This is a genomic window from Bergeyella cardium, assembly GCF_009914665.1.
Taxonomy (GTDB): domain Bacteria; phylum Bacteroidota; class Bacteroidia; order Flavobacteriales; family Weeksellaceae; genus Bergeyella_A; species Bergeyella_A cardium.
On record NZ_CP029149.1, the window covers coordinates 39,762 to 58,743 of the forward strand.

Sequence of the window (18,982 nt, forward strand, 5' to 3'; positions counted from 1 at the left end):
CTTATTGAATAAATTATGCGCACAAAACTAAGTTATTTTATCTTTAATTTCTTGCCTGGGATACTAATTGAAAAATAAAAGTGAGGCAGCTGATGTGCCCCACTTGGTTTATGCTAATCTTATGATAAGATGGTCATCTATTTTCTCAACCTTAATCAAGTTGTGTTTGCTAAGGTTTTTGGTTGCCTTATCCCATTTCTTACCTGAAAGCTGAGATTTATCTTTCACTTCTTGCAGAGGTTTTGCCTCATCGGAGAGGAGGGAGAGGATTGCCTTCTCGTCATCTCCGAGTTCTATAGATGGGGCTTTTTTCTCTGGTCTCATTTGAGGGAAGAAGAGCACTTCTTGGATGGATTGATTATCGGTAAGGAACATCATAAGCCTGTCCATCCCGATACCTAAGCCCGAAGTTGGCGGCATACCGTACTCCAATGCGCGGAGGAAATCTTGGTCTATGAACATCGCTTCATCATCGCCCTTTTCGGAAAGCTTCATCTGCTCCTCAAATCTCTCGCGCTGATCTATCGGGTCATTGAGCTCGGAATAGGCATTGGCAATCTCTTTACCGCAAACCATCAGCTCAAACCTTTCGGTGAGCCCTTCCTTACTTCTGTGCTTCTTGGTGAGTGGAGACATCTCAACGGGGTAATCGGTAATGAAGGTCGGCTGAATAAAATTGCCCTCGCATTTTTCTCCAAAAATCTCGTCAATGAGCTTTCCTTTACCCATTGTTTCATCTACGGCAATGCCGATGGACTGTGCAAAGGCTCTTAATTCTTCTTCAGTCTTGCCCGTGATATCGTAGCCAGTGAATTTAAGGATAGCATCGGTCATTGAAATCCTTTCATAGGGTGCTTTCCAATCTACTTCATACTCGCCAAACTTCGCTTTAGTACTACCATTTACAGCGATGGCGCAGTGTTCGAGGAGTCGCTCGGTGAAGTCCATCATCCAGTTATAATCCTTATACGCCACATAGATTTCCATTGCCGAAAACTCAGGGTTATGGGTTCTGTCCATCCCTTCATTACGGAAGTTTTTTGCAAATTCATAAACGCCATCAAAGCCCCCTACGATAAGCCTTTTGAGATAAAGCTCATTGGCAATTCTGAGATAAAGAGGGATGTCCAAAGCATTATGATGCGTGATGAATGGGCGCGCCGCAGCACCACCAGGAATGGATTGGAGGATTGGGGTCTCCACCTCGAGGTAACCAGCATCGTTGAAGAACTGGCGCATTGCGTTAAAGAGTTTTGTTCGCTTCACAAAAGTCTCTTTCACTTGCGGATTTACGATGAGGTCGGCATAGCGCTGTCGGTACCTGAGCTCAGGGTCGGTAAAGCCATCATAGACCTTGCCCTCAGCATCTACTTTCGGTAGTGGGAGCGGGCGAAGCGCCTTTGTGAGGAGGGTAAAGTTCTTCACCATAACCGTCATTTCCCCCACTTGGGTTTTAAACAATTCCCCCTCGATTCCGATGATATCCCCGATGTCCAAAAGGTGTTTATAAACCTCGTTGTAGAGGGTTTTGTCCTCCCCCACACAGATTTCGTCTCTATTAAAATAAACTTGAATCTTCCCCGTGCTGTCTTGAAGTTCGGCAAAGCTCGCCTTGCCCTGAATCCTTCGCGACATTAGCCTGCCCGCGATGTTAACTGGCTGCCCCTCCTTGAAGTTTTCCTTTATCGATTGTGTAGTATGCGTAAGTGGGTACTCATCTGCTGGGAAGGCATTAATCCCCATATCCGTAAGCCTCTGCAACTTCTCGCGACGAATAATTTCCTGTTCTGATAATGACATTGATTTAAATTTAGACGGCAAAGATAATATTTTTCACCGTAGCCGGTGAGGCACTTAGAAATAAGTTTCCTCCACACACCGTAGCCGGTGAGGTAGCCACGAGCCTGACGAGCGCTTCAATTAAAAATAAGAAACCCGAAAGATGGTTTTTATGATAAAAAGCCTCTCTTTTTTGTTCCGTAGCAGGTAGGGTTTCATCAGTTATCGGTTTGAAATAATTTTTGGGCAGAAACCTATTAAAATCAATAAGTAGAGAATGAAAAAAAAGTTGAAGGAGAAGTTCCTACACCTGTAGGAAGATAAATGCCTGCCACGCTGTGGCTCCTACACCCGTAGGAGGGTTTCCTACACCAGAAGGAAGAGTTCCTCCCGATGGAGGAAGAGTTCCGACATATTGTAAGGATATAAGTGCCTGCCACGCTGTGGCTCCGACACTTATCGGGGAAGCCCCTACATCTGTCGGGGATATATATCTAAGTATCTTATAGACTACGGTCTAAGTGCTCGCCACGCTCGTGGTTGCCTCACCGGCTACGGTGAAAAACATTATCTTTGTGCTTGATGAATGAAAAAAGAAAAATAAACCCTAATAAATATAAAAAGATGAATATAAAAACACCCCTATTAGTTATAGGTCTCGTAATGATTTCTTGCGCTTGTATAGACCATAAAAAACAAATGGGAAGTAATGAAGAGGCGAGCCTTCATCATCCGCACTTAGAGCGGGAAGATGAGCAAAAAGCAGATGACTTTACAGACTTCGTATTTGATTTCTTAGATGTATGCTTCTATGAGAATAATCTGAACCGACTGATTCGTGATAATGACCCCCGCCTGAAACCTTATATAGACCCGAAAATGGGCGTGAGGCGCTACTATGCACCAGGGGCGTTTGCTTATTTGGCAGGGGCCGATGAGCATTATGGCTTCCAGGACTATGATGATTTTAGCTTCCTCCCAGAGCCTTCTGGCGAAATTATCCTAACAAAACTTTCGGCTAAAATGAGCGTATGCGAGCTCGAGTTTAAAAACAACAGTGAAGTATTTTACGAAACACTCAAAAAACTGCCCGAAGCCGTAGTAAATGCCGATGTGGAAAACATCAAGACGAAGCCCGTTGTCCTCCCCTATCCTAAAGCCAAAATACGCGCCGTTTATGTGCCTGATAATTTTAACAATCCCGTAGGGCTGTATTTCGTTCTTACCCCCAAAGGATGGAAATTCGCCTTCATCAATGATGCCTTGTGCGAAGCCTAGAAGGTTGAGGAGTTTTAGCTAACAGACATTAGCCTAAAAGTGGGGATAGCCTACATCTACGAGGAAGAGCCCTTGCGGAGGAGCGGAGGAGCCTGCGGAGTTTCGGTTTTTGTTTTCTATGATGGCTCGGAGGTCGGTAGGGTGTAGCTTGCCAAGACCTACATCCACCATAGTACCCACAATAGCACGCACCATATTTCGGAGGAATCGGTTGGCAGAAATAGTGAACTTAAGCTGGTCGCCCACTACCTCCCACTCTGCTTTATAGAGGTTGCAGAGATTGGTTTTATTATCACCCCCGACCTTAGCAAAGCTACTGAAGTCCTCATACTCAAGAAGGATTTTGCAGGCTTCGTTCATCTTATCTACATCTAATTTTTTTTTTCTCAGTTGCCACGAAAAATCGGTATGAAAAGGGCTTTTCCCTTGATAAATATAGTACTCATAAGTGCGATAAATGGCACTGAAACGGGCGTGGAGCTCATCGGGAACAGAAAAAATGCGGTGGATGCTGATATCAGGAGGGAGGAAGGCATTGAGCCTCTCGCTAAGCTGAGGAGGAAGGTTTTTCTCGGTATCAAAATGAGCAAAAATCTTTTTGGCGTGTACGCCCGTATCGGTACGCCCAGCTCCTGTGGTCTTTATTTTCTCCCTTAGAATCGTGGAAAGAGCGGTCTCCAAAGCCTCCTGAACCGAGATCTGATTAGGCTGCACTTGGTAACCGAAATAGTTCTTACCATTGTATGAAAACTCTATGAAATATCTCATTGTGGGGATTTATTCGGTTAGATTCCACTCTTTATAAAACTGCTCCAAAAAGATAAGCATAAAATTATGCCTCTCCTCTGCCATTTGGTAGGCGGTGGGAGTATTCATCAAGTCCCTCAAGAGCAAAAGTTTTTCGTAGAAATGGTTAATGGTAGTGCCATTGGATTTTTTGTAGTCCTCCTTGCTGAGATTGATTCTGGGAGGGATTTCAGGGTGATACATCAGATTGTTTTTAAAACCTCCGAAATTGAATGTTCGCGCAATTCCCAAAGCACCGATAGCATCTAACCTGTCGGCATCTTGCACTATTTGAAGTTCAATATTTTTATGAGTTGGAGCTTCATTTCGGTTCTTGAAAGAGATATTTTTAATGATGAAAAGCACCTGCTCAATCTGCTGAGAATCTAAATTCTGAGTTTGGAGGAAATCATTTGCTATACGGAGGGCAAGGGTTTCATCACCATTATGGAATTTGGGGTCTGCTATATCGTGGAGGAGTGCTCCGAGCTGAATAATCAGTGAATCTCCCCCCTCTTTAAGGGCGATTTTCTGTGCGAGCTTCCAGACCCTCTCGGTATGGAACCAATCGTGCCCCGCTTCGGCATCTTTAAGCATTTCCTTTACAAACTGAATGGTATTTTGTATGATTTCCATCATCTAAACGCCTTATCCTGCTACCTCTATAAATTCTGTAATGATTTTCACTGGCTTAGACTCGGCATTAAACCCGATATAACTCGCATAAAAACCTTCTCCAAAGCCAGCTTCAAAAGCAAAAATATTCCCTGTATTAGATTCATCGGGATTTAAAAAGGCATATTGCTCGCCTCCAGAGAAATATTGATGAAAAAACTCTTCATAAATCCCCATAAATAAGTCGCCTTTCTTATTATAAATCTCCCGTTCTAAAAGATTTAATTTATCCTGAGTATCAACATCCATAAAACAGCCCATACCGCTCTGAACGGGATAGCCGAAGATTTCATTATCGTTTAAATCGGCTATATTTTGTCCATCGGTAGTAGCCATTTCCCAGTGAGTGACGGTCTCTTTACCGAAAATAATCTCCACATAAGCAATACAACCCGTTTCTCTCTCCTTATGAACGATAACAGTAAAATCTCCCTTTGGGAAAGAGACTTTGAAAGGTTTCATATCATTAGTAATTAAAGGGTCGCAAGCTACCAGCCTACCACTCACCAAACTGATTACTCCTGCCTCAAAAGACTCTATCATTGGATTTTCTACAAAATCTCTACTGAAAAGTTTACTGATATTCTCTATATGCTGCATAGCTATGGAAACAAAAACAGCGCGAAAGTATAAAAATAATCGCAAATAAAAAGAAGCTATACACGAGGTTTAGCTTCTTTAAATGGATGAGAAAATAAAAACAATTATTTTTTCTTAACACCAGCTACAGCATTCACAAGTGTTGCTCCTGGTTTAAATCTCGCTACTTTCTTAGCAGCAATTTTAATTGGTTTCTTAGTGGCAGGGTTTATACCTGATCTTGCAGATCTCTCTGCCACAAAAAATGTCCCAAATCCGATAAGAGACACTCTGCCATCTTTCTTTGTAAGTGTAGTGGTTACATTAGAAAGAAAAGATTCCAAAGCTGCTTTTGCTGCTACTTTGGAAATCCCTGCATCCTTAGCCATAGCTTCAATTAACTCTGTTTTGTTCATAATTTAATTTATTTAAAAAGTTAAGATTCTTACGCTTTGATTTATTGGGTAACAAATATATAAAGTTTTTCTACACACGCAAGTAAACCTGTCAAAAATCATATAATCTGTACCTAATAAGGATATTAGCAATTGTAATACCATTTTATAAGATTAATGAATTTTTTTTGGCATTTTAATGCTTAATAATAGAGAGAGATGTAGTAGTTATCATTGATTAGCAACACACTATACTTCTTTCAAAGCATCTGAAATTATACGAAAATTTATCACATTAAAATTAATACTTACATTTGCCGCCATGTTTATTGAAGTATTTAAATCTAAAATCCATCGGGTAAGTGTTACAGAATCCGACCTTAATTATATAGGAAGTATCACAATTGATGAAGATCTGATGGATGCTGCTGGCTTAATTGTAGGTGAAAGAGTCTATATTGTAAATGTAAATAACGGTGAGCGCTTTGATACCTATGTAATAAAAGGCAAAAGAAAATCTGGAGAAGTCTGCCTAAATGGTCCCGCAGCAAGAAAGGTTCAGAAAGGAGATATCATTATTATTATTGCGTATGCACAGATGACTCCTGAGGAAGCAGAGGGCTTCCAACCGAAAATAGTTTTCCCAAATGAAAAGACCAACCTGCTCTAAGCAGTCAGCACGCTAATCTATGAGCCAGAATACTCAATCTTCTATTCTTAAAAATACACTTATCATCATTATTTCACTTTGCTTTGCTGCTGTATTTATGTGGCTGGCTTTGCGTGGGCTGGAGTTTAAAGCCATTAGAGAGAGTCTCTCGCAGGCGAATTACTGGTGGATATTCATTTCTGTAGTATTTGGGCTAATGGCATACTGGATAAGAGCCATCCGCTGGAATCTATTGCTCGAGCCTTTGGGATACAGCATTTCATCTGCAAATTCTTTATGGTCTCTGTCATTTGGATATTTAATGAACCTTACCATTCCCCGCAGTGGGGAGATTGCCCGCTCCACAGCACTTTACAGTGTAGAAAAAGTACCCGTAGATAAATCTTTTGGTACGATTGTATTAGAACGGGTTGTAGATTTAGTATGTATGCTCCTGTTTCTGGGGCTTAGTCTGGTCTTTAAAGCTGGTGCTATTTACAGTTTCTACGCTCAGTCGGGCATCAGTATCAACCCTGCACTTATTATAGGAATAGTTTTAATGGGTCTTATCGGGAGTATTCTATTTTTCATCTTGAAAGAAAGGCTTAAAAAACTTAGGTTTATCGGTAAAATCATCGGCTTTATAGAGGGAATATTTGATGGACTTCTCTCCATATTCAGGCTCAAAAAAAAGGTGCTATTCATCATTGAGAGTCTTGGGATATGGTTATGCTATTATATGGCTACTTATATGGCGTGTTTTGCTTTGCCAGAGACTGCTGATTTTAGCATTACCGATGGATTCTTTATCGTAGTAGTGGGTACTCTGGGGATGATGATTCCTGCTTCGGGGGGGATAGGTGCTTATCACTTCGCATTGAAACTCGGTATATCGGCTCTTTTCCTCTCTATGGGTAGAGATGCAGATGAAGGTGCAAGAATTGGGCTGTCTTATGCCTTTCTTTCTCATTCTGTACAATTGGTTATAATGCTCGTAATGGGCATCATCTCTATACCAATGCTCGCCAAAGCCAGAAAGAGAGCTTAACTGCCCTCTTTTCTTATTCCTAATATTATTATCACTTATTCATTACTTCTTCTTTTTCCTGTTCTGATACTTATCTAATAGCGTATAGAACACAAGAAAGCCAATACTGAATATCGCTATTCTGGAAATAAAATCTCCAGCACGAGTATAGAAAGTCTCTCCCTGATACAATTTAATAGCAGAATACAAAGCCGTTTTATCCCCATAGAAAGTACTTTCCTCAATTTCACCAAGGGCATTGATATGCGCAGATACACCAGAATTAGCCGCTCTTGCAATCTCTCTACGGGTTTCTATAGCTCTCAGCCTTGCATAGGAAAGGAGTTGCTTATACCCTTGTGTTTCGCCCCACCAAGAGTCATTGGTCAGTATTCCGAGGAAGTTAGCTCCGTTTTTCACATAATCCGTTACAAACTCTCCATAAATGCTCTCATAGCAGATAACAGGGGCTATTGCACCTTTATTATATGGGTTTCGGAAGACCTTTCGCTTTTCATCTGTTCCCAGAGAGGCTACAGTTCCTCCGAGATTCAGCATAGCATCGCCCAGCAGGGGTTTAAGGGTTTTCATATAAGGAAAAATCTCAACACCAGGCACCAGTTTAGCTTTGTGATAAGTCTGCACCTCTTCCTTTGGGATAATTTGAAGTGCAGTATTATAATTCTCCACCCAAACTTCGGGCTGAGCCTGTATTTGATAAGCAGAGGGTGGCAAATTTTCATTAGAAAAGAAGAATTGATGAGTAGATGCTCCGCTCACAAAAGCCGAATGTGAGTGAGTCTCCAAGAAGCCTTTAATCTCACCTATGAGCCTTGATTGATGAAACCCCTTCTCCGAAAGCGAGCCATAACCTGGCACTGCCGTCTCTGGTGCAAGGTAATAATCCACCTTAGCAGCATCCGCCGTATGGGCGAGTTCCATTATATCTTTTAGAATACTAAGGCTATCCTTCGTGTATTTCTCAGTATAAGGGTCAAGGGCGGGCTGTATCATCACTACCTTTACCTCACCAACGGGCTTTTCATCAAATGAATAATACTTGAATAAAGACACTACCACAGGCACACTTATCAGTACCCCCAAGATTGCAAGATGCTTTACGAGTGCCTTCCTGCTTCGCCCTGCTTCCCAAATCCTGAGGGCATAGAATACAAGGACATTTACCTTCAGTATCCATAAACTCCCCCCCGTAGCACCAACGGTATCGTACCACTGTATGAGTTTTGGATATTCCGAGAATACATTTCCCAAATTCAGCCAAGGCCAGCTAAGCTCCCAACTGAGGTGGAATTTCTCAAAACTCAGCCATATCGCTACAAAGAAAGCCAATCCCCAATAAGTCCCCTGCACCTTTTTATAAACAGAATACAGCTGAAATACGATGGCATAAAGCAGGGAATTAACCAAAACTGGAAAAGCCACCGCCTGCAAAGACTGTGAGCCATCAGGGTTCTTAGAACCATAGAGCCAACCTGTACTAATGATATTCCACACCACAAAACACAAGTATGAAAGCCCAAATACTGCCCAGCCTTTGTGCTTTATCTTACTAAATTTTATGATATCGTGCTCCAATACCAAAAGCGGAACAAGCGCTATAAAAATAAAAAACGGCACTCCATACACTGGCCACGAAACCGATAACAATAATGCCGATATTAAGGACAAAAAAATATACTTCATATAAACCCACCTGCGACAATTATACCACAAGATGCCTGCAAATGTAATAATAACCGCCCAAACACACCGTAGCCGGTGAAGCAGCCACAGCGTGGCGGGCACAGCCACCAGCTGACGGACTTAGCCACACCGTAGCCAGTGAGGCGCTTAAAAATAATTGCTCCCAAACTTTGCGTTTTTTTTATTAGTCCCTCTCTTTATTATGATACCTTTGCACAATGCTAATAAAAAAAACTTTACAAAACTCTTCTTCTACCCTATACCCTCCTGATACTCTACTTAATGTTTCTCGGATTTAGCAGAAAGCCAATGGATTTCCATATCGTGCGAGTTATACCCATTGTTTCCACTGGCTTATTTGTAAAAGAGTAGTTTCTCAACCATAATTATCTCAGTATAGCAATTAATCTCATTGGCAATATAGTAATGTTTATACCTTTCGGATTTCTCGGTTGGTGGTCCTCACGATATAATCAACTGCATAGATTAGTACTGGACTTTCTCACTGCAATATTCATAATAGAAGCCTGCCAATATTTCACTCGTCTCGGAATTTTTGATGTAGATGATATCCTCCTAAACTTCTTAGGCGTCTTAATAGGATTTAAAATAAAAGAAAAATTTTAAATAAGTACTTTTCATATTAGAACTAAATATTCTTCATACCGTAAAAATATTTACAAATTGATTATATTTGCGGGATATTTTTAGGAAATCGTTATGAAAATATTAGCATTAGAACAAATTAGAAAATGTGAAGAACTCACCATTAAGGAGGAAGATATGCCTTCTGTAAACCTGATGGAGAGAGCTGCCAATGCCTGTGCGGAGTGGATTACCAAAAATCTCTACCAGGTAAAAAGGTTTAATATCTTCTGTGGAAAGGGCAATAATGCTGGTGATGGATATGCCATTGCAAGAATCTTGAAAGCAAAGGGCTTTTATGTAAAAGTTTTCAGCTTTAATCCGAAAGAGCTGCCACCAGAGGCTGCGAAAAATCATAAGAGACTTCGTGAGCTGGGAGATATCGAGCTCCTTAGCTTTGAGAAAGCCTATGAACTCAAGTTTGAGGAAAACTCCTGCGTAATAGACGCCCTCTTCGGTATGGGGCTTAAAGGCAAGATAGACGACCCAGACTTCATTAAAATCATCGATTTTCTCAATGGTTTGGAGAATGTCCACAAAGTATCGTTAGACATCCCGTCCGGGCTCTATATTAATGATATGTATCCAGAGGGCACAGCTATTTTCAAGGCAGACCATACCCTCAGCTATCAGTTCTGGAAGAAGGCTTTCCTGCACCCAGAGAGCGGTATGTATTGCGGTCAAGTCCATATTTTGGATATCGGGCTTAATAAGAATTATATCGATGAGGTAGAGGTGGAGCATTTCATCAGTGATGATGCAAAAATCAACAGCTTCTTCCGAAGAAGAGAGGCATTTACTCATAAGGGGCGCTTCGGGAAGTCGGCACTCATTGCCGGGAGCTATGGTAAAATGGGGGCTGCGGTGCTCTCCGTTGCTGCTGCGCTTAGGACGGGTAGCGGCCTGGTCTATTCGGTGTCTGTGGATTCCGGCTACCACATTATGCAGACCAACAACCCCGAGGCGATGTTCAGAAAAGGAGGTAATGACTTCATCGATACCATTACCATTACTGATGATGAATATACCATAGGCATTGGTCCTGGTTTGGGTACCGAGCCTCAGACGCAGGAGGCTTTTGCAAACTTCCTGAAATCCTACAACAAGCCCTTGGTGATGGATGCCGATGCGCTGAATATCATTGCTCAGAATCATAAGCTGCTAAAACATATCCCAGAAGGGAGTATCATCACACCGCATATTGGTGAGTTTGAGAGATTGTTCGGACAGTTTAAAAACTCTTTTGAGCGATTGGATGAAGCTAAAAAACTCGCCGAAGAGCTCAAGATTTATATTGTACTGAAAGATCACAGAACCCAGATTATAACCCCAGAAGGCAAGGTATATTATAATATTACGGGCAACTCAGGAATGGCAAAAGGCGGCAGTGGTGATGTCCTTACAGGGATTATCACTTCCCTCCTTGCGCAGGGCTACACCAGCCTGCAAGCAGCACTCCTCGGTGTGTGGATGCACGGTAAAGCAGGAGATTTCGCAGCAGAAGCACATTCAAAAGAATCCTTCCTCCCATCAGATTTAATACATCAGTTGGGCGAAGTATTCAAACTTCTGAATAAATAATTGTTTATTAACCATAATAGATAAAAGTACAATGTATTTTTGCATTGTACTTTTTAATTTAAACCAAAACTCTTATGAAAGACTTAATGGGAATGGCAATTTGGGACTATTACCACACCCAAAAACCTGCGGATATCCTCACAGAAACCTCTATTTCAGATATAGATGAGCTCCCTGTAGCCTATCTCTTCCGAGATTTTGATGAGATGAATACCTTAGAGCAGAAAGCCCTCCAGCTGTCCTTCGGAAAGGTATTAGATATAGGGGCAGGAGCGGGCTCTCATAGCCTTTTCCTCCAAAATAATCGCGGGCTCAGCGTTTGTGCATTGGATTTTTCCCCTCTTTCCATAGAGGTCTGCAAGCTAAGAGGCATTAAGAATACCATCTGCGCAGATATCCTCAACCTCCCCACAGAGAAATTTGATACCCTCCTCCTCCTGATGAATGGTACGGGGATTTTTCAGAGCTTAAATACCCTAGATATCTATCTCCAAAAGCTGAGAACCCTGCTGGCAAGTGGCGGACAAATCCTTATCGACAGTACCGATATTATCTATATGTATGACCGGGATGTAGATGGTGGTATCTATATCCCCGCAGGGCGGTACTACGGCGAGGTAGATTACTTCATCCACTATAAGCAGGATACCGAGCAACCCCTCAAATGGCTCTATCTGGACTATGAAACCCTGAGAAAAGCAGCTGAGAACAATGGTTTCAAGGTTGAGAAAATAGCACAAGAAGAATATTCTTTCCTCACAAGGCTTACCAATAAGGCGGAATGATGAAAAAGCCTTAACTTCGTCTGCAAAAAAAGTCCACGAATTATGAAAAGAGATAAAAATATAGTGCCCCTCTCCAGAGACCACCACTTCGGTCTGCTCGCAGGCTGGAAGATTCGCCAAGGATTGAAAAAAGGAATCTCCTACGACAGGATTCGCCGATTTGTGAATTTCCATTGGGAGACTCACCAAAAGCAGCATTTTGACGAAGAAGAGCGCATCCTCTTCCCTTATTCCGATAATGAGCATACCCAGCAGGCCATCCGTGAGCACGAGGAGATTAGAGAAATCATTCAAGCGATTAACCAAGTAGAGGAAGAGCAACTCCTTACCCTCTTTGCTGATAAAGTAACGGCACATATCCGCTTCGAGGAGCGCATCCTTTTCCCTTATTTGGAGCAAGCCCTCACCCCCGAACAGCTTTTGGAAGTCGGAGCTCAATTAGACTCCATCCACAACGATGAGGAAATCCCCTACAATGATGAATTCTGGCTCTCTTAATACCCTGTAGGGTCTGTTTTAATACCCAATGGGGTCAATTTCAGATCCTGTAGGGGTCAACTTTAGACCTTTTGACTAAATGGCTGGTTTATTGAGTACGGTGAAAATACTCCCAGATGAGTTTTGCTTTGGCTTTGCCGAGGATTTCTTCGAGGGTTTCGAGAGAGGAATCTTTTATTCGTTTTACCGATTTGAGTTTGGAGAGAAGGAGGGTGATGCTTTTCTCACCAATGCCCGGTATTTCTTGAAGCTCGGACTTGATAGTGGTATTTTTCCTGCGGATTCTGTGGTGCCTCACTCCAAAGCGGTGAGACTCGTCCCTCACCTGTTGGAGGATTTTCAGCGTCTCAGATTTTTTGTCTAAATAAAGCGGGATAGAATCTTCGGGGAAGTAGAGTTCTTCCAATCTTTTGGCAATCCCGATGATGGTGATTTTACCATACAAACCGAGAAGTTTCAGGCTTTTTACCGCCGATGAGAGTTGGCCCTTTCCACCATCTATTAATATCAATTGTGGGAGTTCTCGGTCTTCATCTAAAATCCGCTTATAACGGCGGTAGATGACTTCTTCCATTGTGGCAAAATCATTTGCCCCCTGCACTGTTTTGGGATGGAAGATGCGGTAATCCTCCTTGCTGGGCTTGCCATTTTTAAAGACTACACAGGCAGATACGGGGTTTGTCCCTTGTATGTTAGAATTATCGAATCCCTCTATATGGCGGGGCTCTACGGGCATTCTGAGGAGGGTTTTCATCTCTGCCATTATGCGGTTGGTATGCCTTTCAGGGTCTAAAATCTGGGTTTGTTTCAGCTTTTCTATGCGGTATTCTTTTGCATTCTTTTCGGAGAGCTCTACGATTCGTTTCTTATCTCCAGCTCTGGGCACAAAGATCTTAGTGTTGGGGATTTCTACACTAAGGTGGAAAGGGAGGAGGATTTCCTTAGAATCCGATCTGAACTTCTGGCGGATTTCTATCAATGCCTCCTCTAATATTTCCTCATCGGTTTCCTCTAAAATTCGTTTTATCTCAGTGGTGTAGCTCTGTATGATGTTTCCATTTCGAATTTTAAAGAAGTTGATATAGACTGCTGCCTCATCGCTTGTCATTCCAAAGACATCTACATCGTCTATATTCGGATTGGTTACGGTGTGCTTTGCTTGGTAATCTTCGAGGAGGGTGAGTTTTTCTTTTTCGGCTTGTGCTTTTTCAAATTCTAATCTCCCTGCGTAGTGGAGCATTTGCTCGGTCAGGTACTTTTTTGCCAGCCTGAAATCCCCTTTTACGATTCCCCTGATGGCATCTATTTTTTTATTATACTCCTCTTCAAGTTCCAAGCCTTCACAAGGTCCTTCGCAATTCTTTATATGATATTCCAAACATACTCTGTACTTGCCTTCGGCAATCCTTTCTGGGGATAAATTAAGACCACAGGAGCGGATTTTATAAATCTGTTTAATGGTCTCTAAGAGTACTCTCGCGGGTTTTATCTTGGCATAAGGTCCATAGTATTCGGAGCCGTCCTTTATTCTCTTTCGGGTGAGGAAGATTCTTGGGAAATGCTCATTTTTAATACACAGCCAGGGGTAAGATTTATCGTCCTTCATCATTACATTGTAGAAGGGCTGGTATTCTTTTATCAGGTTATTTTCAAGGATGAGTGCATCGTATTCACTGGGTACAATGGTGGTTTCCAAATGATGAATCTTGCCTACCATAATCTTGGTCTTGTACCCTGAGAGTTTTTTATTGAAATAGGACATCACCCTTTTTTTCAGGTTTTTTGCTTTTCCTACATACAGTAGCTGATTGTTTTTATCGTAATATCTATACACCCCAGGCTCTGTGGGCAAAGTCTTAAGTTGTAATTCAAGCTCGGAATTCATAGGTGCAAATATAGGGCTATTAGCTTTTAGCTTTTGGCAGCTGGCTAATGGCTTTTAGTGATAAATACCTGCAGTGCTGTGGATAAGAGCCTCACAAGCTATACTGTACTCACCAACTATAGTGCTAACCGCTAAAAACATTATCTTTGTGGGCTTAATTTTAATCTTTTATTAAGGAAATGCTATCAGTTCAGGGTTTAGGTCTGCACCATTCGGGGAATTATTTATTCCGAGATGTAAATTTCACCATAAAAAGAGCAGATAAAATCGGTTTAGTCGGTAAAAATGGAGCAGGGAAATCTACACTGCTGAAAATCCTCTCTAATGAAATTAATTTCTATGAGGGAAATGTAGTTCCAGAAGGGAATATCACCATCGGAATTCTAAAACAAGACCTTGATTTTGTAAAAGGGCGAACAGTCTGGGAGGAAACTCTACAGGCTTTTGAGCAGATTAATCAATGGAAAACCGAGCTGGAAGCGGTTAATGAGCAGCTCACTACGCGTACAGATTACGAGTCTGACGACTATGCCAACCTCATCCAAAGAATGACCGACCTCAATGATATACTCCAGCACCACGATGCCTATAATCTGGAAGGCGATGTGGAAAAAGTCCTTCTCGGGCTCGGATTCAAGGCAGATGACTTTAATAAAATCACCGATACCTTCTCTGGAGGCTGGCGGATGAGGATAGAACTCGCAAAACTCCTCCTCCAAAATAATGACCTTCTGCTGCTGGACGAGCCTACCAACCACTTGGATATGGAGTCCATCATCTGGTTAGAAAACTTTTTAAAGGACTACACAGGGGCAATTGTCCTCGTAAGCCACGACAAGCAGTTTATGACCTCCGTGTGCAACAGAACCTTTGATGTGAATAATAAAAAGATTGATGACTACAAAGCCAACTACTCAAAATACCTTGAGCTAAGGAAAGAAAGACGAGAAAAACTGATGCAGGCAAAGAAAAATCAGGATGCAGAGATAAAGCAAATGGAAGATAACATCAATAAATTCCGTGCATCTGCTACTAAGGCGAGCTTTGCACAGTCGCTCATCAAGAAGTTGGAAAAGATTGAGCGGATAGAGATAGATAATGAAGATGTCTCCAAGTTTAATATCCGATTTGAGCAATCCATCATACCAGGTAAAGTTATTTTTGAAGCCGAGAACCTCGGTAAATCCTACGGAGATAAAAAAGTCTTTGATGGTGTAAATTTCTTCGTGGAAAGAGGCGACAGGATAGCTCTTCTCGGGCAAAACGGTCAGGGGAAAACTACCCTTGCAAAGATTCTGTCAGGTGTAATCACCGATTATACAGGAAGCTGGTCGCTCGGTCATAATGTAAATATCGGCTACTTTGCACAGAACCAAGAAGAGGTATTAGACCCGAATAAAACCGTACTCCAAGAAGCCGAAGATGCTGCCACCGAAGAAACCAGACCAAGAGTAAGAGACCTGCTCGGGAGCTTCCTCTTCTCTGGTGAAGATGTAGATAAAAAGACCAAAGTACTCTCGGGAGGCGAGAGAAACCGATTAGCCCTCTGCAAACTCCTCCTGCGACCATTCAATACGCTGATTATGGACGAGCCTACCAACCACTTAGACATACAGTCTAAGGAGATTATCAAGCTCGCATTAAATAAGTTTGAGGGTACGCTCATCGTTATCTCGCACGACAGGGAATTCCTCCAAGGGCTTGCTGATAAAATCTTTGAATTCCGAAACGGAAAGATGAAAGAATTCCTCGGCAATATAGATGAATACCTCGAATACAGACAAAAAGAAAGCCTCCGTGAAGTCTCTATGGAGAAAGCAAAACTGGAAAGCTCCAGAACCTCCCCAAAGCAGGAACACACTCATCAAAATAGAGATAAAAGCTCTGAGACTTCAGCTAAAACAGAGGTTACAACTACAAAAAACACCTTCGTAAGCAAAAAGCAAAAGGCTTTGCAGAACAAGATAAAAAAAGTGGAAGAGAAAATCTCCCAGCTCGAACTCGAAATAGAAGCTTTTGAAGTGGATTTCTCCAAGTCTAACCCCTCAGAAGAGGCATTAGAAACCTATAACGCCAAAAAAGAGGAACTGGATTTAGCCCTTCAAGAATGGGAATACTTGGGGAGCCAGCTGAACTAAAACGCTCCTTAGATAATATAATATATTTGCAAACCATAAAACGATATAGAAATGAAGAATGTTCACGATAATATTCTTGAACTTATAGGGAATACTCCCCTTGTAAAGCTCAATAAAACGGTAGGAAACACTCCTGCAAAGGTATATGCCAAGTTAGAATGCTTTAACCCTGGTCATTCCGCAAAAGACAGAATCGCGCTGCACATTGTAGAGAATGCAGAGAAGAAAGGGCTCCTGAACCCAGATTCCGTTATCGTAGAAACCACCTCTGGGAATACGGGTTTTGCGCTTGCAATGGTTGCCATTATTAAGGGCTATAAGTGCATACTTGCCGTTAGCGATAAAACCAAGCCAGAGAAAATGTCTTACCTAAAAGCTCTCGGTGCAGAAGTGCATATATGCCCTGCCAATGTAGAGCCAGACGACCCAAGGTCCTACTACGAAACCGCAAAACGAATAGCCCAAGAAACCCCTAATGCCATATACATCAATCAGTATTTTAATGAACTGAACATCGATGCTCATTACCAAAGCACAGGCAGGGAAATCTGGGAACAAACCGAAGGAAAGATTACCCATCTGTTTGCCTGTACAGGAACTGGAGGTACGATTTCTGGCACAGCGAAGTTCCTCAAAGAGAAAAATCCAAACATCAAAGTTATAGGTGTAGATGCCGATGGCTCCATTCTCAAAGGCTATTTTGATACAGGAAAAATCAATAAAGAAGACATCCACCCTTATCAGATTGAGGGGATGGGTAAGAATTTAATCCCCTCCGCTTTGCTCTTTGACCTGATAGATGAATACGAGCGAGTGAATGACAAAGATGCAGCCCTAAGGGTGAGGGATATAGCTCTGAGCGAAGCTATTTTCGGCGGATATACCACAGGTGCAGTAATGCAAGGCTTTTTACAATATGTAGAAAAGAACCCTCTCAGCAAGGATGACTTAGCGGTGCTCATCTTCCCAGACCACGGCTCTCGGTACATCTCCAAAGTCTATAGCGACCAGTGGATGCAAGAGCAAGGCTTCCTCCCATCTCATAAAGAATAAAGATATATTGAGATAGCCTCCTGTTTTATGCAGGAGGTTCTATTATTTTAATTACATTTGCAACCATTAAATAATAAAATCAGTATCATAAAATGGTAGATATTTTTGATAGAATTAAAGAAAACCCTGGTCCATTAGGTCAGTTTGCAGACTATGGTGAGGGGTATTTTATTTTCCCAAGATTAGAAGGACCTATCGGTCCGAGAATGAAATTCCAAGGGAAAGAAGTAGTATTCTGGTCGGCTAACGACTATTTAGGTCTCTGCAACCACCCAGAAGTAAAGGAAGCAGATGCCAAAGCAGCGGCTGAGTACGGTATGTTTTACCCAATGGGTGCGCGCGCAATGTCTGGCGAGACCGATGCCCACCTTCAATTGGAAAGAGAATTGGCAGAATTTGTCCAAAAAGAGGCTGCCTATCTCCTTAACTTTGGGTACCAAGGAATGCTTTCCATCATCGATGCTTTGGTAAGCAGAAATGATGTGATTGTATACGATGTAGATTCCCATGCCTGTATCGTAGATGGCGTTCGCCTGCACTCTGGGAAGAGATTTACCTACAGACATAATGATATTGAAAGCCTTGAAAAGAACCTCCAAAGAGCAACCAAAGTAGCGGAGGAAAACGGTGGCGGTATCCTCGTCATTACCGAAGGCGTTTTCGGAATGAGAGGTCAGCAGGGCAAGCTAAAAGAAATATGCGAACTCAAAAAGAAATACGATTTCAGACTCTTGGTAGATGATGCCCACGGCTTTGGTACGCTCGGTAAAACGGGTGCCGGTGCTGGCGAAGAGCAAGGTTGCCAAGACCAGATAGATGTCTATTTTTCTACTTTTGCCAAGTCTATGGCAGGCTTTGGAGCATTCGTAGCGGGGAATAAAGAGATTATCCGATATCTGAAGTTTAACCTCCGTTCTCAAATCTTTGCAAAGTCCCTCACAATGCCTATGGTTATTGGTGGGCTGAAGAGATTGGAACTCCTAAGGAGCCGACCAGAGATAAAAGCCAAGCTCTGGGAGAATGTGAATAAACTCCAATCGGGTCTCCGTCAGAGAGGCTTCAATCTCGGGGATACCAATACTTGTGTAACGCCAGTATTTATGGAGGGCAGCCCTGTAGAAGCAACGCTTCTGGTGAAAGACCTCCGTGAGAATTTCGGTATTTTCACCTCCGTAGTGGTTTATCCCGTGATTCCAAAAGGTATGATTCTCCTCAGGCTCATCCCAACCGCTTCCCACACCGATGCGGAGATTAATGAAACCCTTGCCGCATTTGAAGCCATACACGAGAAGCTCGTTTCTGGTGAGTATAAAAAAGCAGCCGAGAAGCTCCTCACCGAGCAAGGTTTAGCTTTTAAAGAGATTTAAAGTAAATTTTTGTTTTCATATAGATTGATTTTAAGAGATAGCCTCCGATTTCATTATGAAAGTCGGAGGTTTCTCTTTTTGTACTTCTTATAGGTTCTGGATTAAATATGTGCCTCTTATTCTAATAACAAACACTGCTTATTGCTTAAAACCTACCT

The 18,982-nt window shown here is 42.2% G+C and carries 17 protein-coding genes; 10 read left to right on the plus strand and 7 right to left on the minus strand.

Features of this window, described 5'->3' with window-relative positions; translation table 11 throughout:
* Nucleotides 1-108 precede the first annotated feature (108 nt).
* Complete coding sequence (gene lysS, locus DBX24_RS00185; RefSeq protein WP_160223595.1) at nt 109-1,800, minus strand: lysine--tRNA ligase; 1,692 nt, start codon at nt 1,798-1,800, stop codon at nt 109-111.
* A gap of 603 nt (nt 1,801-2,403) precedes the next feature.
* Here lysS and DBX24_RS00190 point away from each other — a divergent pair.
* Entirely contained in the window at nt 2,404-3,057 is a 654-nt protein-coding gene (locus DBX24_RS00190; RefSeq protein ID WP_160223596.1) for a hypothetical protein, read from the plus strand.
* Between the two features lie 33 nt (nt 3,058-3,090).
* Here the strand turns inward: DBX24_RS00190 and truA are convergent, their stop codons facing one another.
* From truA to DBX24_RS00210, 4 genes are all read right to left on the minus strand, one after another.
* The gene (gene truA / locus DBX24_RS00195) at nt 3,091-3,825 is read right to left on the minus strand and encodes a tRNA pseudouridine(38-40) synthase TruA (RefSeq protein WP_120488883.1); all 735 of its coding nucleotides are present in this window, start codon (nt 3,823-3,825) and stop codon (nt 3,091-3,093) included.
* A gap of 9 nt (nt 3,826-3,834) precedes the next feature.
* Nucleotides 3,835-4,482 (minus strand): HD domain-containing protein, encoded by a 648-nt coding sequence (locus DBX24_RS00200; RefSeq protein ID WP_120488882.1) that lies wholly within the window; start codon nt 4,480-4,482, stop codon nt 3,835-3,837.
* Between the two features lie 9 nt (nt 4,483-4,491).
* Complete coding sequence (locus DBX24_RS00205; protein WP_120488881.1) at nt 4,492-5,118, minus strand: DUF4241 domain-containing protein; 627 nt, start codon at nt 5,116-5,118, stop codon at nt 4,492-4,494.
* Between the two features lie 104 nt (nt 5,119-5,222).
* Complete coding sequence (locus DBX24_RS00210; RefSeq protein WP_120488880.1) at nt 5,223-5,513, minus strand: HU family DNA-binding protein; 291 nt, start codon at nt 5,511-5,513, stop codon at nt 5,223-5,225.
* A 301-nt stretch (nt 5,514-5,814) separates the two neighbouring features.
* Here DBX24_RS00210 and panD point away from each other — a divergent pair, with 301 nt between their 5' ends.
* Together panD and DBX24_RS00220 are read left to right on the plus strand one after the other, a co-directional pair.
* Nucleotides 5,815-6,162, plus strand: coding sequence for an aspartate 1-decarboxylase (gene panD / locus DBX24_RS00215; RefSeq protein WP_120488879.1), 348 nt, complete (start codon nt 5,815-5,817; stop codon nt 6,160-6,162).
* Between the two features lie 19 nt (nt 6,163-6,181).
* Nucleotides 6,182-7,189 carry a lysylphosphatidylglycerol synthase transmembrane domain-containing protein gene (locus DBX24_RS00220; RefSeq protein ID WP_160223597.1) on the plus strand — a complete coding sequence of 336 codons (1,008 nt, stop codon included), beginning with the start codon at nt 6,182-6,184 and terminating at the stop codon, nt 7,187-7,189.
* A 42-nt stretch (nt 7,190-7,231) separates the two neighbouring features.
* Here DBX24_RS00220 and lnt read toward each other — a convergent pair whose 3' ends face one another.
* Entirely contained in the window at nt 7,232-8,872 is a 1,641-nt protein-coding gene (gene lnt, locus DBX24_RS00225) for an apolipoprotein N-acyltransferase (RefSeq protein WP_120488877.1), read from the minus strand.
* Nucleotides 8,873-9,298: 426 nt separating this feature from the next.
* On the opposite strand from lnt, the gene DBX24_RS09500 reads away from it, so the two are divergent.
* The 4 genes from DBX24_RS09500 to DBX24_RS00245 all read left to right on the plus strand — a co-directional run bounded on the left by DBX24_RS09500 (nt 9,299) and on the right by DBX24_RS00245 (nt 12,381).
* On the plus strand, nt 9,299-9,499 hold the full coding sequence (locus DBX24_RS09500) for a VanZ family protein (RefSeq protein ID WP_374210812.1): 201 nt from the start codon (nt 9,299-9,301) through the stop codon (nt 9,497-9,499).
* Nucleotides 9,500-9,592: 93 nt separating this feature from the next.
* Entirely contained in the window at nt 9,593-11,098 is a 1,506-nt protein-coding gene (locus DBX24_RS00235) for an NAD(P)H-hydrate dehydratase (RefSeq protein WP_120488876.1), read from the plus strand.
* Nucleotides 11,099-11,172: 74 nt separating this feature from the next.
* Nucleotides 11,173-11,883, plus strand: coding sequence for a class I SAM-dependent methyltransferase (locus tag DBX24_RS00240; protein WP_120488875.1), 711 nt, complete (start codon nt 11,173-11,175; stop codon nt 11,881-11,883).
* Between the two features lie 42 nt (nt 11,884-11,925).
* Nucleotides 11,926-12,381: a hemerythrin domain-containing protein gene (locus DBX24_RS00245; protein WP_120488874.1), complete on the plus strand. Its 456-nt coding sequence runs from the start codon at nt 11,926-11,928 to the stop codon at nt 12,379-12,381.
* Between the two features lie 88 nt (nt 12,382-12,469).
* Here DBX24_RS00245 and uvrC read toward each other — a convergent pair whose 3' ends face one another.
* Nucleotides 12,470-14,266 (minus strand): excinuclease ABC subunit UvrC, encoded by a 1,797-nt coding sequence (uvrC, locus tag DBX24_RS00250; RefSeq protein ID WP_160223598.1) that lies wholly within the window; start codon nt 14,264-14,266, stop codon nt 12,470-12,472.
* Between the two features lie 179 nt (nt 14,267-14,445).
* Here uvrC and DBX24_RS00255 point away from each other — a divergent pair, with 179 nt between their 5' ends.
* From DBX24_RS00255 to DBX24_RS00265, 3 genes are all read left to right on the plus strand, one after another.
* Entirely contained in the window at nt 14,446-16,404 is a 1,959-nt protein-coding gene (locus DBX24_RS00255; protein ID WP_160223599.1) for an ABC-F family ATP-binding cassette domain-containing protein, read from the plus strand.
* A 51-nt stretch (nt 16,405-16,455) separates the two neighbouring features.
* Nucleotides 16,456-17,457 (plus strand): PLP-dependent cysteine synthase family protein, encoded by a 1,002-nt coding sequence (locus DBX24_RS00260; RefSeq protein WP_160223600.1) that lies wholly within the window; start codon nt 16,456-16,458, stop codon nt 17,455-17,457.
* Between the two features lie 92 nt (nt 17,458-17,549).
* Nucleotides 17,550-18,824: an aminotransferase class I/II-fold pyridoxal phosphate-dependent enzyme gene (locus DBX24_RS00265; protein WP_160223601.1), complete on the plus strand. Its 1,275-nt coding sequence runs from the start codon at nt 17,550-17,552 to the stop codon at nt 18,822-18,824.
* Nucleotides 18,825-18,982 lie beyond the last annotated feature (158 nt).